Source organism: Evtepia gabavorous, from assembly GCF_003425665.1.
In the GTDB taxonomy this organism is placed as follows: Bacteria; Bacillota; Clostridia; order Oscillospirales; family Oscillospiraceae; genus Evtepia; species Evtepia gabavorous.
In genome coordinates this window covers 20,372-34,172 of sequence record NZ_QQRQ01000007.1, presented here as the reverse complement: position 1 = coordinate 34,172, position 13,801 = coordinate 20,372, and the positions used below count along the sequence as shown (strand labels likewise).

The following is a 13,801-nucleotide window of genomic DNA, read 5'->3' as shown; positions in this document are numbered from 1 at the left end:
TAAACTTCCAATAGCAATTGCTGTTTGAATTACCGTCAAGAAGAGTGAAACTGTGTCGACTGGGACTCCGTTGAGCAGGGACATGATTGTCACCATAACCAACTAATGTTACAAACATAGTATAGCACAAAACTGACGGTAGGGGAATAAAAATCTCTACAGCCTGTGGGCCGTGCAACGGGCTGGGGGTCTCGCGCACAAAATCGCGGTTTCAAAGGGGGTATATACCCCAGGCCGAGAAAGGAGGTAGCCTGTGGCCAAAGACGGTACCAACTGCGGCGGTGCCCGTGCTGGTGCCGGCGCAAAGAAGAAGCCCCTCGTAGACAAGATCGCCGAGGGCAATCCCGGCAGAAGGAAGCTGACTGTCATCGACTTTCAGGACACAGCCGATTTAGAAGGTCAGCCCATGCCGAAACCGTCAGCCATGCTGTCCGCCACCCAGAAGGATGGCAAGACGCTGGTCGCCGCCGAGGTCTATGAAAAGACCTGGACCTGGCTGGCGGAGCGGGGCTGCGCCGCTCTCGTTTCCCCGCAGCTATTGGAGCGATACGCCATGAGCGTGGCCCGCTGGATACAGTGTGAGGAGGCCATCACCGAGTACGGGTTCCTCGCCAAGCACCCCACCACGGGGAACGCCATTCAAAGCCCCTATGTGGCGATGAGTCAGAACTTCATGTCCCAGACCAACCGCCTGTGGATGGAGATCTACCAAATCGTCAAGGAGAACTGTTCCAGCGAGTATGGCGGGGCCACGCCCCAGGACGATGTGATGGAGCGGCTGCTGTCCGCTCGGAAAGGAAACTGATATGACAAAATACAAAACGGCTGAGAGCGTGCGGCGCGGCCACCCAGACAAGCTGTGCGACCTGATCGCCGACAGCATTCTGGACGAGTGCCTGCGGCACGACCGCTATTCCCGCTGCGCCTGTGAGGTCATGGCCACCAAGGGAAAAATCTTCGTCTGCGGGGAGATCACCTGCGCGGCGAAGATCAACATCCGCTCGGTGGTCCGGGAAGTCCTCCGCAAGGTGGGCTACAACCCCATGAAATTCATCGTGTTCGTCTATGTTCACCGGCAGAGTCCCGACATTGCCGGCGGTGTGGATTCCGCGCTGGAAGTGCGGGACGGTAGCAGCGAGGATGTGTTCGCATCCACCGGCGCTGGCGACCAGGGCACCGTGTACGGTTACGCCACCAGGGAGACCTGGACCCGTCTGCCCGTCCCGGTGGTCTTCGCGAATGAAATCTGCAAAGGACTGGATGACGCCATGCACGATGGGACCATCCGTGGCGTCGGCCCTGATGGCAAGGCCCAGGTGACCGTGGCCTATGAGGATGGGAAACCCGTGAGCGCCAAGAACATCGTGGTGTCCGTCCAGCACGATGCGGACAAGGATCTGGAGGAGCTTCGCCGGGAGATCATCTCGGAGGTTCTGTATCCCATTCTGGATCGTTTCGACTTCCCCAAGGATGTGGAGATCCTCATCAACCCCTCCGGCAGGTTTGTGGAGGGCGGTCCCGCCGCCGACACCGGACTGACCGGCAGGAAGCTGATGGTGGACACCTACGGCGGTCTTGCTGCCCATGGCGGCGGAGCCTTCTCCGGGAAGGACCCCACCAAGGTGGACCGCAGCGCCGCATACATGGCCAGAGCTATCGCCCGGAACGTGGTGGGCGCGTAGCTGGCGGAGGAATGCCAGGTGTCCATCTCCTATGCCATCGGCAAGGCGGAACCCACCGCTGTGGAGATCGACACCTTTGGCACAGCCAGGGTGGACGAGGATGTGATTCGGCTGGCGGTGCTGGATGTGTTCGATCTGCGGCCCGCCGCCATTATGTCCCTGCTGCATCTCCGCGCTCCCATCTACGCCGACACCGCCGCCTACGGACACTTCAACGGCTACAAGTTCAGCTGGGAGAACCTCGACAAGACTGAGGAACTGAGAAAGGCGGTGGAAAAGTATGCTGATTGAACGTAAACACACCGCCGACCTCATCCCCGCCGACTACAATCCCCGCAAAGACTTAAAGCCCGGCGACCCGGAATACGACAAGCTGAAACGCTCCATGGAGCAGTTCGGCTATGTAGAGCCGGTGATCTGGAACAAGTCCACCGGACGGGTGGTGGGCGGTCATCAGCGGCTGAAGGTGCTCATGGACATGGGCGTCACCGAGGTGGAGTGTGTGGTGGTGGAGATGGATGAGGAACGGGAAAAAGCTCTCAACATCGCCCTCAACAAAATCTCCGGCGATTGGGACAAGGACAAGCTGATGCTCCTTATCTCCGACCTGCAGGGCGCCGATTTTGATGTATCCCTCACCGGCTTTGACCCAGCCGAAATTGATGACCTCTTCAAGGATAGCTTGAAAGATGGGGTGAAGGATGACGAGTTCGATGTGGACGCCGAGCTGCAGAAGCCTACCATCACCAAAGCCAGGGATGTGTGGACGTTGGGGCGGCACCGGCTTGTCTGCGGGGACAGCACCAAGCCGGAGACCTTCGCCCTGCTGATGGAGGGCTTGAAGTCCAACCTGGTCATCACCGACCCGCCCTACAATGTCAACTACGAGGGCGGCGCCGGGAAGATCAAGAATGACAACATGGAGAACGCCGCCTTCTATAATTTCCTGCTGGCGACGTTTCAGAATACAGAGGAAGCCATGGCGGACGATGCCTCCATCTATGTGTTCCATGCGGACACTGAGGGGCTGAACTTCCGAAAGGCGTTCTCTGACGCCGGCTTCTACCTCTCCGGGACGTGCATCTGGAAGAAGCAGTCCCTGGTACTGGGCCGCTCGCCCTACCAGTGGCAGCATGAGCCGATCCTCTTCGGCTGGAAGAAGAAAGGCAGACACCAGTGGTACACCGGGCGGAAAGAGTCCACCATCTGGGAGTTCGATAAGCCCAAGAAGAACAAGGACCACCCCACCATGAAGCCCATCCCGCTCCTGGCCTATCCAATTCTCAACTCCTCCATGAGCAACGCCATTGTGCTGGACCCCTTCGGCGGTTCCGGCAGCACCCTCATCGCCTGTGAGCAAACCGACCGCATCTGCCGCACCATCGAACTGGATGAAAAGTTCTGCGATGTCATCGTGAAGCGGTACATCGAGCAGGTGGGCAATGCGGACGGTGTATCCCTCCAGCGGGACGGCTTGACCTACCGCTATGAGGAGGTGGCTGGGGACGATGCGGAAGACATCCCGCTGTTCTGAGGAGGCGCCCATGGAATTGAATACAGCTTTGACCCTCGGTAGTCTTTTCGATGGCTCCGGGGGTTTTCCTTTGGGCGGTCTGCTCTGCGGGATCACCCCGGTGTGGGCTTCAGAGATCGAGCCGTTCCCCATCCGGGTGACCACAAAGCGGCTTCCCTTTATGAAACACTACGGCGACATCTCCCAGATGGATGGCGGGAAGATCGAGCCGGTGGACATCATCACCTTCGGCTCCCCCTGTACCGACATGAGCATCGCCGGACGGAGGGCCGGCCTGGACGGGAAGCAATCCGTCCTCTTTTACCAGGCCATCCGCATCATTCAGGAAATGAGGGATGCCACCCATGGCAAATATCCAAGATACATCGTATGGGAGAACGTCCCCGGCGCGTTCAGCTCCAATCACGGAGAGGACTTCAAGGCCGTCCTCGAAGCGGTCATCGGGATCAAGGAGCCGGGCGCCCAGGTGCCTATGCCTGAAAAAAACCTCTGGCCCTACGCCGACCTGTACATGGGAGAGCAGTGGAGCGTTGCGTACCGCACTCTTGACGCGCAACACTGGGGAGTCCCCCAGCGAAGACGCCGCATCTTCCTTGTCGCAGATTTTGCAGGCTGGGGTGCCGGACAAGTACTATTTGAGTCCGAAGGCCTGTCAGGGTATTCTGCGGAGGGCTTCCGTGCGTGGCAAAGAGCTGCCAGAAATCCTGCGGCTGGCTCTGGAGCGGCAGGCATCTGCCTGAACGACCAGGGCGGGAGCTGCATGGACGTGTCCAGCGAAGTCGCCGCCACGCTCCGGGCGGAACACCATGGGCATCTGCCCTGTGTGCTGGACGCCGCTGGCTTCTGCACCGAACACTCGGCGGACAGCCGGGGTATCGGTTTTGAGCCGGAGCGCGCCCCTACGCTTCGGGCCGGCGTGGTTCCTGCTGCTATTGCGCTGGAGAGCCACCCCATCGACAGCCGAATCAAAATCGCCGATGACGGTACCGTTCAGACGCTGACCTCCCGCATGGGGACAGGCGGGATGAATGTGCCCTTGGTGATGAAGATCCGCTCCGGCTGCGAGGGAGGCGGGAAAGGGCCGCTCATCCAGGAGGACAAGTCCGCTACGCTGGGTTGCAACAACGACCAGGCCCTCTTCGAGCCTGTGGCCTTTGGCATCTCCTCCGACCAGTCCAAGGCCATGCTCTCCAGCAATCCCCACGCTGGGATCTACAAAGCGCGGACATCCCGTACTCTGGATACCAGCGGCGGGAACCCAGGCTGCAATCAAGGCGGGATTGCCGTGGTTTACGCTATGACCACCGGAAGCTATGCCCAGGTCGAAAAAGAAACTTCTCCTACACTCATGGCACGGGACTACAAAGACCCCACCGCTGTGAACAGCGGCTACACCGTGCGGCGGCTGACACCCACCGAGTGCGCCCGGCTGCAGGGTTTCCCGGACTGGTGGTGCGCTGGCTTGGAAACCCCGGAGCCGACCAGGGAGGACATCGCGTTCTGGACGGAGGTCTGGGAGACACACCGAAGAGCCGTGAATCCCTCCGTGAAGCCCAAGACGGAGCGGCAGATCGTCAAATGGCTGAAAGCCCCTTACTCCGATGCGGCGGAATACAAGATGTGGGGCAACGGCGTGGCGCTGCCCTGCGTCTGGTTCGTCCTCTCCGGCATTGTGTTCAGTACACAATTATCTCCCGCATAATTCTACAATCCCAGGTTTCTATTTGACTTGATATTTGGGGGCCGCAGAGCGAATATGTGACTACCAAAAATCAAGGAGGAACGAGAAATGACCCTGCGATACAACCTGACCGGTGCCGACCGCAAGCGGCTGGTGACCGCTATCAGCGAGATCACCGGCGCTCCTGCTAAATACCTGGGCGCGCCCAGCTTCGCCTACCAGGTGGACTACTTCACCATCGACCGCAATGGCGGCGTCGCCTTTGATGACCGGGCCGACAGCGAGGAGATCAAAAACCTCATCGAAACGCTGGACAGCCAGGGCTTCACCGCCGAGCCGCAGGAGGTCGAGGTATCCGAGACTGTAGAGCCGTCTCCCGCCGAGGTGGACGGGCTGTGCATCTCCATGCCAGCCAGCCTGTTCTCTGAAGCGGCGCTGCAAAACCTCAAGGATATCACGGCGGCGAAGGGCAGCCTGATCCGCAAAGCCCTTGGGGTGGAGGAGCTACCCATTGAAGTCGGTGAGACGAAGGTCTCCTTTCCCTGGTTTGCCGGGACGCCCACGCCGGAGGAGGTCAAGGCCTATGACCACTTCATCTGCGCCCTGTGCGAGATGGCCAGGAACCAGAAGCGCATCACCGCCAAGGAGCGGGATACCGGGAATGACAAATACGCCTTCCGCTGCTTCCTCCGATTGGGCTTCATCGGCCCGGAGTACAAACAGGAGCGCAAGATTCTCCTACGGAATCTGACCGGCAGCTCCGCTTTCAAGGCGGTACCCCAGAAGGAGGTGGCGGACGATGCGGCTTCCGAGTAAAGAAACGCTGACGCTCCTCCGCTCCCGCTACCCCAAGGGCGCACGGGTGGAACTCATCCGCATGGATGATCCCCAGGCTCCGCCTATTGGGACGAAAGGCACGGTGCTGGGTGTGGACGATATGGGGAGCATCCTGGTAGCATGGGACAACGGCAGCGGCCTGAACGTGGCCTTTGGCGAAGATGTCTGCTGCAAGGTTGGGGAATAAGGCGCTGTAAGATACACAGTTTTCCGACCACAAGATCGTGTAGTTTATGGCTCAAATAGTCCTGGATATAGTGTGCCTTCAGAGGTAATATGACACTACTGAAAGGGAAAACAACACCAACCAGGAGGTAGAACCATGAACGAGAAAACGAGAATCCAAATCGAGGAAATGAAGAAGCAGACCATTGGGGTCGAGGTCGAGATGAACAACATCGACCGCAGCCGGGCGGCAAAGGTCGCCGCCGAGTTCTTTGGCACCGGGCGCTATGAGAACACCGCCCACCGCAACGGGTACAGCACTTGGAGCGCATGGGACAGCCAGGGACGCGAATGGAAATTCCAGAAGGACGTTTCCATTTCCGGCCCAGACAGCGAAAAATGTGAGATGGTCACCCCGATCCTGACCTACGCCGACATGGAAACCCTGCAGGAGATGATTCGCCGACTCCGCAAGGCGGGAGCCAAAAGCGACTCCACCAGGGGCTGCGGAGTCCACATCCACATTGGAGCCAAGGGCCACACCCCGCAGACCCTGCGCAATCTGGCCAACATCATGGCAAGCCATGAGAGCCTGCTGGCCGAAGCCCTCGATCTCGACCACTACCGCATAAGTCGGTATTGCCGCACAGTAGACCCTCGCTTCCTGGAACAGCTCAACCGCAGGAAGCCCACCACCATGGCCGACCTTGCCGACATCTGGTACAGAAGCCAGGGCACTAACTACGGCAGAAGCCACCATTACAATGACAGCCGCTACCATATGCTCAACCTCCACGCCACCTTCACCAAAGGCACGGTCGAGTTCCGGCTTTTCCAATTTGATGCTCCCTCCAATGGTAAACGCAACGGCCTTCACGCTGGCCAGCTGAAGAGTTACATCCAGCTTTGCCTGGCGCTCAGCCAGATGGCCAAGACGGTGCGAACTGCCAGTCCCAAGCCTCAGCAGACCGAAAACCCCAAATACGCCATGCGCACCTGGCTCCTCCGCCTGGGCTTCATCGGCGAGGAGTTCGAAACCGCACGAGACATCCTGACCCGCCGCCTTTCCGGTGACGCAGCCTTCCGCAACGGCAGAGCCGCCGCTTGAAGGACGCCGCCCAGAGGCCCCCGAACCCGCTGACGCGGGCTTTCGGTGGTAGAAGGACAAGTAACCTAAGTCCTTCAGGAAAGGATGGATACCAAATGGAACAAAGAAAAACACTCAACATACGATTTCCGCAAGAACTGGTGGAAAAATTGAGAGAACTGAAAAAACTGCGATCCAGAGTGGAGGGACGGCGCGTGACATGGAATGAACTCTTTGATGAAGCAATCGGTAATTACATCGAATGCGCTGAAAGGATTCTGGCAAAGGTGGAAAAGGAGGAGCAGGGCAATGACAGATAAGAGGTACTACATCGCTTATGGCAGCAACCTCAACGTCCAGCAAATGCGCTGGCGCTGTCCTGGGGCGCGGATCATCGGCACCTCGGAACTGCAGGACTACCGGCTCCTGTTCAAGGGCAGCAAGACTGGCTCCTATCTCACGGTCGAGCCGAAGAAGGGATGCACGGTCCCCGTTGCGGTCTGGGAGGTCACCGACCAGGATGAGCTGGCACTGGACCGCTACGAAGGGTACCCCAGCTTCTACTACAAAACCGAGATGACGCTGGATGTCAAAGGCATCTGCACCGGCAAGCTCCGGCGCAGGAGGGCTTTCGTGTACATCATGCGAGAGGAACGACCCTACGGCATTCCCGCCAGCAGCTACTTGAGCATCTGCGGCCAGGGCTACCGGTTCTTCGGATTCCCCGTTGACAAGCTCCTGGAAGCCTGTCGGTACAGCAGAGAAAGGATGAAGCCCCATGAAGGAAGATAACATCAGCCGCCTGTCAATCTGCCCACGCTGCGGCAAGCCCTACTACGAACCTCCGGCGCTTTCCCGGCTGGACAACGAGACCCTCATCTGCCCGGACTGCGGCACACGGGAGGCGCTGGACAGCATTGGCGTTTCGCCTGAGGAGCAGGACTCCATTATCCAGACCATCCACCGCTGTCTGAGGTCGGAATGAAGCTGTAAAACACACAATATCTGAACGCCATGTTTGTGTGGTATATTCCTCCGAATTGACTTGCTATTATTCGCTTTTAGAGCGAATATGTACACACCGAAAGGGAAAACACCACTTTTCAGGAGGAATTCAAAATGATGAAAGCATGGCAGATTCGAGAGAACTTTGAACTGATTGACCGCATTGCAATCAGCCGCCGCACCTTTGAGGAACTGTTCACCCACACCAAGGAACGCATCGAGTTCACCTTCAACGGCTGGGATGGCAAGTCCTACAACGGCGAAAGCCGGGTGGCCCGCGTCTACCGCAGCAACCTTCCCGGCTATGAGGATTGCATTTTCGTCAAGGTTGGCAAGGCCCTCCACTACATCGACACCGAATACCAGGTGGTCAACAAGCTGACCGGCGAAGCCCACCCCACAGCGGGCTGGCTGGTCGATGTCCTCAAGGGATGATTTCCCGTAAGCTGCACAGTTTCACCCGGCAAGGTTTGTGTAGTATATTTTGAGAAATCGCTTGCTATTATCCGCCTTTAGAGCGAATATGTGTACACCGAAAGGGAATACACCGCCGAATTGGAGGACACGAACATGAAGAAAACCACCGCCCAGAAGACCGCAGCCTACCGCCTGCCCGAAGCCACCACCCCGGAAAACCTGGAAATGAAGCTGATGAACAACCTGGGGACCATCCTTACCTTTGGCGACCGCATCCTCGCCGTCGGGTACTTCTACGATTCCAACGGGCGCAGCTACTACGGCGCTGTGTACCGGTTCACCACTGAGGATCACACCTGCGAAGGCGACATCAAGCTGGTCAGCGTTTCGGATGAGACCTTCATCGACAACGGGCACGCCATGGCCTGGGCAATGAGCAAGGCGAACTAAAACAACCACGACATAACACCCTACAGGGATGGAGCCGGAAGGCTCTGTTCCTCGTTACAGCCGCGAAGGGCTGTTTTTTTATGCTCATTTTACGGAGGTGACGGACATTAGAAAGCTCAAGAAATACACCCCCACACCCTTTATGGCCAAGAGGTCTCATTACGACAAAGCCCTGGCGGACTATGCCGTCAGCTTCATCCAGTGTCTCTGCCACACCAAAGGCACCTGGGCGGGAAAGCCCTTCGAGCTGATCGACTGGCAGGAGCGCATCATCCGCGACCTGTTCGGCGTGGTCAAAGAGAACGGCTACCGGCAGTTCAACACCGCCTACATCGAGATCCCAAAGAAAATGGGTAAGTCGGAGCTGGCCGCTGCGGTGGCGCTTCTCCTCACCTGCGGGGACGGTGAGGAACGCGCCGAGGTGTATGGCTGCGCCGCCGACCGTCAGCAGGCGTCCATCGTTTTTGAGGTAGCGGCGGATATGGTGAAGATGTGTCCGGCGCTCTCCAAGCGGGTCAAGATCCTCGCGTCCCAGAAGCGCATCGTCTACCATTCCACCAACAGCTTCTACCAGGTGCTCTCGGCGGAAGCCTACTCCAAGCATGGCTTCAACATCCACGGTGTGGTTTTTGATGAGCTGCACACCCAGCCAAACCGGAAGCTCTTTGACGTCATGACAAAGGGTTCCGGGGACGCCCGGATGCAGCCCCTCTACTTCCTGATCACCACGGCGGGGACGGATACCCGCTCGATCTGCTACGAGACACACCAAAAGGCCAAAGACATCCTGGAAGGCCGGAAAATCGATCCCACCTTCTACCCGGTCATCTACGGCGCCGATGAGGGGGATGACTGGACAGACCCCAAGGTGTGGAAGAAGGCCAACCCCTCTCTCGGCATCACGGTGGGCATAGACAAGGTCAAAGCCGCCTGTGAGTCCGCCAAGCAGAACCCTGCCGAGGAAAACAGCTTCCGCCAGCTCCGGCTGAACCAGTGGGTCAAACAGGCGGTGCGCTGGATGCCGATGGACAAGTGGGATGCCTGCGCGTTCCCGGTTTCCGAGGACGATCTGGAAGGGCGCGTCTGCTACGGCGGGCTGGATCTTTCCTCCACCACGGACATCACGGCTTTTGTGCTGGTGTTCCCGCCGCTGGATGAGGAGGACAAATACACCGTGCTGCCTTACTTCTGGATACCGGAAGACAACATCGACCTGCGCGTCCGCCGCGACCATGTGCCTTACGATGTCTGGGAGCGGCAGGGGTACCTCCAGACCACGAAGGGAAATGTAGTCCACTACGGCTACATCGAAAAGTTCATCGAGCGGCTGGGAGAGCGGTTCAACATCCGGGAGATCGCCTTCGACCGCTGGGGCGCCGTGCAGATGGTGCAGAATCTGGAGGGCATGGGCTTCACGGTGGTTCCCTTTGGACAGGGCTTCAAGGATATGTCCCCGCCTACCAAGGAGCTAATGAAACTGGTGCTGGAGGAACGCATCGCCCATGGGGGACATCCTGTCCTCCGCTGGATGATGGACAACATCTACATCCGCACCGACCCGGTGGGGAACATCAAACCGGACAAGGAAAAGTCCACAGAAAAAATAGATGGCGCCGTTGCCACCGTTATGGCCCTTGATCGGGCCATCCGATGCGGCAACGACACCAGCGAGTCGGTCTATGACAGCAGAGGGCTGCTGTTTTTATAGGTTGCCTATTAGCGAAATTCTGATGTCAGTTCTGAGGTGTAATCCCGTACTCGATGCCACTGGTTCTTAAAACGGAAGTACAGCTCACCATCGATTTCCTTCATGGGACAGGTATACCGGCATCCCATGTTTGTTATTTAAACCCAGTCACAGGCGTAGTTGATACAAAGCACCAACATTGTTGATCACTCCGTTTCGATAACTTCATAATCGGGGTCTTCATAATCCTCCAGAGGGTAGTCGCCTGGGTTAGACATATAAAGTGTTTCCGCACCTTCCCGTGAACAGGAGATCATGTAGTCCCCGTACTCTTTTGCCTCTTCTTCGGAATCGAAGAGTTCATCTTCTTCCTCCTCGGTACCATCGGGGTATTTCATAAGGAGTTTGAATTTTCGACCAGAGTCATCACCCAGGGATTCCGGCTCAAAGTCATCTGTCGATTCATCGGAGTCGCCGGTTCCCTTTGTAGCCAAGTATGCAGCACCCACCGCTACACCGATAATGCCGACAATCTTTGCCCCAGCCTTAAGGCGCTCCATCCACTTGGCTTTGCGCTTTTCACGGCAATCGGGGCAGAGCTTCTGTTTTGTACCCGACTCAAGCACTGCACCACAGTCGCGGCAAACAACAGCGTGAGTTGTTTCATCTGGCAAAGGTTCAATAGGTGTCACCTGGAGACTCTCAGCGTTGAATGCCCCAATGGGGTACTCACTAATATATCCAGACACCGTGAAGGATCGTCCGCAGCTATGGCACTGACACTCCACATTCTCAAATTCATAAATTACCTCATCACCCATCTGCCGTTCGGAAGTAGAAACAGTTCCTTCATCTTCCAGGTCAATGCGATTTTTCGCTTTGCAATAGGGACATTCAACAGCGCGCTGTAGACTAATGCGGTCATCTTCCCATGATGTGTCATCCCCAATTTCTTCTGCTGCCTGCTGGAGTTTTACCTTTTCACAGTACTCCTGCAGAGCTTTTCTAAAGATTTCAGACTTGGGAACGCCAGTCGCATTGCTGGCAAAAGCCAGCATTTCATCCTCTTTATCATTGAGGCGGACACGGTATTGCTTTTCGCGGCTATCTTCCTTTTTAGGCCTACCAAGCATTTTATCATCTCCTTTGATTTAATGGATATCCAGAAAGGCTGTAATCAAAGAATACACCTTTCTCCTCGCTCTGTCAAGTATTTGGATATCCAAAAATAAAAAGAAAGTGAGGTCAAGCCTATAGGCATCTTTTCCGGCTTGTTCAAATCCCGCGACAAGCCCCAGAACCGGACATCCGGTAGCGGGTACAGCTTCTTCTTCGGCGGCTCCACCGCCGGCAAGAACGTCAATGAGCGTTCCGCCATGCAGATGACCGCCGTGTACTCCTGCGTCCGCATCCTGGCGGAAGCGGTGGCGGGTCTGCCGCTGCACCTCTACCGCTACAAGGAGGATGGCGGGAAGGAAAAGGCGCTGGACCATCCGCTCTATAATCTTCTCCACGATGAGCCGAACCCGGAGATGAGTTCCTTCGTATTCCGGGAGACGCTCATGACCCATCTGCTCCTGTGGGGCAACGCCTACGCCCAGATCATCCGCAACGGCAAGGGCGAGGTCATTGCTCTCTATCCGCTGATGCCAAACCGCATGGTGGTGGACAGGGACACCAAAGGTCGGCTCTACTACCAGTACACCACCAGCACAGAGGATGCTCCCACCATGAAGGGCGTTACCGTCAACCTGCCGCCCTCGGATGTGCTGCACATCCCCGGTCTGGGCTTTGATGGGCTGGTGGGATACAGTCCCATTGCCATGGCCAAGAACGCCATCGGTATGGCGATTGCCTGCGAGGAGTACGGGGCTAAGTTCTTCGCCAATGGCGCGGCCCCCGGCGGTGTGCTGGAACATCCCGGCACCATAAAAGACCCCCAGCGGGTGCGGGAGAGCTGGCAGTCCACCTTCGGCGGCAGCGGCAACAGCAACAAGATCGCCGTGCTGGAGGAGGGCATGAAGTACACGCCCATCGGCATCTCGCCGGAGCAGGCGCAGTTTTTGGAGACGCGAAAATTCCAAGTCAATGAGATCGCGCGAATTTTCCGAGTGCCGCCCCACATGGTAGGCGACCTGGAAAAGTCGAGCTTTTCTAATATTGAGCAGCAGTCTCTGGAGTTCGTAAAATACACGCTGGACCCCTGGGTGATCCGCTGGGAGCAGACCATTCACCGGTCGCTCCTGCTGCCGGATGAGAAATCACAGTATTTCGTGAAGTTCAATCTGGAGGGTCTGCTTCGCGGCGACTATCAGAGCCGCATGAACGGGTACGCCATCGGTCGGCAGAACGGCTGGATGTCCGCCAACGACATCCGGGAACTGGAAAACCTCGACCGTATTCCCGCTGAAGAGGGCGGCGACCTGTACCTTATCAACGGCAATATGCTCCCGCTCAAGGACGCGGGGGCTTTTGCAAATACCGAATCCATCGATGACGGAAAGGAGGAAAATGCCGATGAAGAAGTTTTGGAAGTGGAGGAATCAAGCCCAGACAGAGACGGCTCCGGCGGAACGGACGCTGTATCTGAACGGCACCATCGCCGAGGAAAGCTGGTTTGACGATGACGTCACGCCCCAGCTTTTCAAGGAGGAGCTGATGGCCGGGGACGGGAACATCACCGTCTGGATCAATTCTCCCGGCGGCGACTGTGTGGCGGCGGCTCAAATCTACAATATGCTGATGGACTACCCCCACGATGTGACCGTGAAGATCGATGGCATCGCGGCGTCCGCCGCATCCGTCATCGCCATGGCGGGCACCAGGGTCCTCATGTCCCCGGTGTCCATGCTCATGATCCACAATCCTATGACCGTGGCTATGGGCGATACCGGCGAGATGCAGAAGGCCATCGAGATGCTCTCCAGCGTCAAGGACTCCATCATCAACGCCTACGAGATCAAGACCGGTCTGTCCCGCGCCAAGCTCTCCCACCTCATGGATGCGGAAACCTGGATGGACGCTGGAAAGGCGGTGGAGCTGGGCTTCGCCGATGAGGTGATGAAGCGCCCTGCCGAAATCGAGGACACGGAACCCCCGGCGGTCACCATGCTGTATTCCAAAGCGGCGGTGGTCAATTCCCTCATGGACAAGATCGCCGAGAAATGCAAAACCAACCGACCCGCCCCCAAGGCGGAACCCAAGGGCCGCTCTGTAGGCGATCTCTACGAGCGGCTCAATCTTTTGAAACATTAAA

Annotated in this window: 15 protein-coding genes and 1 pseudogene; 15 read left to right on the top strand and 1 reads right to left on the bottom strand. The window is 57.5% G+C overall.

Annotated elements, in window-relative coordinates; all coding sequences use genetic code 11:
* The first annotated feature begins 253 nt into the window (after positions 1-253).
* The 13 genes and pseudogenes from DV520_RS05780 (at position 254) to DV520_RS05720 (ending at position 10,566) form a co-directional block, all read left to right on the top strand.
* Positions 254-805 (top strand): P27 family phage terminase small subunit, encoded by a 552-nt coding sequence (locus tag DV520_RS05780; RefSeq protein WP_117142098.1) that lies wholly within the window; start codon positions 254-256, stop codon positions 803-805.
* Between the two features lies 1 nt (position 806).
* Positions 807-1,973: pseudogene (metK, locus tag DV520_RS05775) on the top strand (methionine adenosyltransferase).
* Positions 1,963-3,216: a site-specific DNA-methyltransferase gene (locus tag DV520_RS05770; RefSeq protein WP_117142097.1), complete on the top strand. Its 1,254-nt coding sequence runs from the start codon at positions 1,963-1,965 to the stop codon at positions 3,214-3,216. The pseudogene metK and the gene DV520_RS05770 overlap by 11 nt, the downstream one beginning before the upstream one ends.
* Before the next feature lie 10 nt (positions 3,217-3,226).
* Positions 3,227-4,918 carry a DNA cytosine methyltransferase gene (locus tag DV520_RS05765; protein WP_117142154.1) on the top strand — a complete coding sequence of 564 codons (1,692 nt, stop codon included), beginning with the start codon at positions 3,227-3,229 and terminating at the stop codon, positions 4,916-4,918.
* A gap of 87 nt (positions 4,919-5,005) precedes the next feature.
* Entirely contained in the window at positions 5,006-5,713 is a 708-nt protein-coding gene (locus DV520_RS05760) for a virulence protein (protein WP_117142096.1), read from the top strand.
* On the top strand, positions 5,697-5,921 hold the full coding sequence (locus DV520_RS05755; protein WP_117142095.1) for a DUF4314 domain-containing protein: 225 nt from the start codon (positions 5,697-5,699) through the stop codon (positions 5,919-5,921). Before DV520_RS05760 ends, DV520_RS05755 begins: the two co-directional genes overlap by 17 nt.
* Before the next feature lie 135 nt (positions 5,922-6,056).
* Complete coding sequence (locus DV520_RS05750) at positions 6,057-7,007, top strand: amidoligase family protein (protein WP_117142094.1); 951 nt, start codon at positions 6,057-6,059, stop codon at positions 7,005-7,007.
* A gap of 95 nt (positions 7,008-7,102) precedes the next feature.
* Positions 7,103-7,306, top strand: a complete 204-nt coding sequence (locus tag DV520_RS05745) for a hypothetical protein (protein WP_117142093.1) — start codon at positions 7,103-7,105, stop codon at positions 7,304-7,306.
* Complete coding sequence (locus tag DV520_RS05740) at positions 7,296-7,778, top strand: gamma-glutamylcyclotransferase family protein (protein ID WP_117142092.1); 483 nt, start codon at positions 7,296-7,298, stop codon at positions 7,776-7,778. The genes DV520_RS05745 and DV520_RS05740 overlap by 11 nt, the downstream gene beginning before the upstream one ends.
* A complete protein-coding gene (locus tag DV520_RS05735) occupies positions 7,765-7,971 on the top strand; it encodes a hypothetical protein (protein ID WP_117142091.1) in 207 nt (68 codons plus the stop codon). The genes DV520_RS05740 and DV520_RS05735 overlap by 14 nt, the downstream gene beginning before the upstream one ends.
* A 134-nt stretch (positions 7,972-8,105) precedes the next feature.
* A complete protein-coding gene (locus DV520_RS05730) occupies positions 8,106-8,426 on the top strand; it encodes a hypothetical protein (protein ID WP_205727602.1) in 321 nt (106 codons plus the stop codon).
* Between the two features lie 135 nt (positions 8,427-8,561).
* Positions 8,562-8,858, top strand: coding sequence for an Nmad4 family putative nucleotide modification protein (locus DV520_RS05725; RefSeq protein ID WP_117142090.1), 297 nt, complete (start codon positions 8,562-8,564; stop codon positions 8,856-8,858).
* 106 nt (positions 8,859-8,964) lie between these two features.
* Positions 8,965-10,566 (top strand): terminase large subunit, encoded by a 1,602-nt coding sequence (locus DV520_RS05720; protein WP_205727603.1) that lies wholly within the window; start codon positions 8,965-8,967, stop codon positions 10,564-10,566.
* A 185-nt stretch (positions 10,567-10,751) separates the two neighbouring features.
* Here DV520_RS05720 and DV520_RS05715 read toward each other — a convergent pair whose 3' ends face one another.
* Complete coding sequence (locus DV520_RS05715) at positions 10,752-11,678, bottom strand: ribbon-helix-helix domain-containing protein (protein WP_117142089.1); 927 nt, start codon at positions 11,676-11,678, stop codon at positions 10,752-10,754.
* A gap of 120 nt (positions 11,679-11,798) precedes the next feature.
* Between DV520_RS05715 and DV520_RS05710 the strand changes: the two genes are divergently transcribed.
* Both DV520_RS05710 and DV520_RS05705 read left to right on the top strand, forming a co-directional pair.
* On the top strand, positions 11,799-13,166 hold the full coding sequence (locus tag DV520_RS05710; RefSeq protein ID WP_117142088.1) for a phage portal protein: 1,368 nt from the start codon (positions 11,799-11,801) through the stop codon (positions 13,164-13,166).
* Complete coding sequence (locus DV520_RS05705) at positions 13,063-13,800, top strand: head maturation protease, ClpP-related (RefSeq protein ID WP_117142087.1); 738 nt, start codon at positions 13,063-13,065, stop codon at positions 13,798-13,800. The genes DV520_RS05710 and DV520_RS05705 overlap by 104 nt, the downstream gene beginning before the upstream one ends.
* Position 13,801: the final 1 nt, after the last annotated feature.

Coding starts and splice junctions, on each gene's coding strand:
- DV520_RS05770 (WP_117142097.1), top strand. CDS start 1,963: ATGCTGATTGAACGTAAACACACCGCCGACCTCATCCCCGCCGACTAC.
- DV520_RS05765 (WP_117142154.1), top strand. CDS start 3,227: ATGGAATTGAATACAGCTTTGACCCTCGGTAGTCTTTTCGATGGCTCC.
- DV520_RS05760 (WP_117142096.1), top strand. CDS start 5,006: ATGACCCTGCGATACAACCTGACCGGTGCCGACCGCAAGCGGCTGGTG.
- DV520_RS05755 (WP_117142095.1), top strand. CDS start 5,697: ATGCGGCTTCCGAGTAAAGAAACGCTGACGCTCCTCCGCTCCCGCTAC.
- DV520_RS05750 (WP_117142094.1), top strand. CDS start 6,057: ATGAACGAGAAAACGAGAATCCAAATCGAGGAAATGAAGAAGCAGACC.
- DV520_RS05745 (WP_117142093.1), top strand. CDS start 7,103: ATGGAACAAAGAAAAACACTCAACATACGATTTCCGCAAGAACTGGTG.
- DV520_RS05740 (WP_117142092.1), top strand. CDS start 7,296: ATGACAGATAAGAGGTACTACATCGCTTATGGCAGCAACCTCAACGTC.
- DV520_RS05735 (WP_117142091.1), top strand. CDS start 7,765: ATGAAGGAAGATAACATCAGCCGCCTGTCAATCTGCCCACGCTGCGGC.
- DV520_RS05730 (WP_205727602.1), top strand. CDS start 8,106: ATGATGAAAGCATGGCAGATTCGAGAGAACTTTGAACTGATTGACCGC.
- DV520_RS05725 (WP_117142090.1), top strand. CDS start 8,562: ATGAAGAAAACCACCGCCCAGAAGACCGCAGCCTACCGCCTGCCCGAA.
- DV520_RS05715 (WP_117142089.1), bottom strand. CDS start 11,678: ATGCTTGGTAGGCCTAAAAAGGAAGATAGCCGCGAAAAGCAATACCGT.
- DV520_RS05705 (WP_117142087.1), top strand. CDS start 13,063: ATGAAGAAGTTTTGGAAGTGGAGGAATCAAGCCCAGACAGAGACGGCT.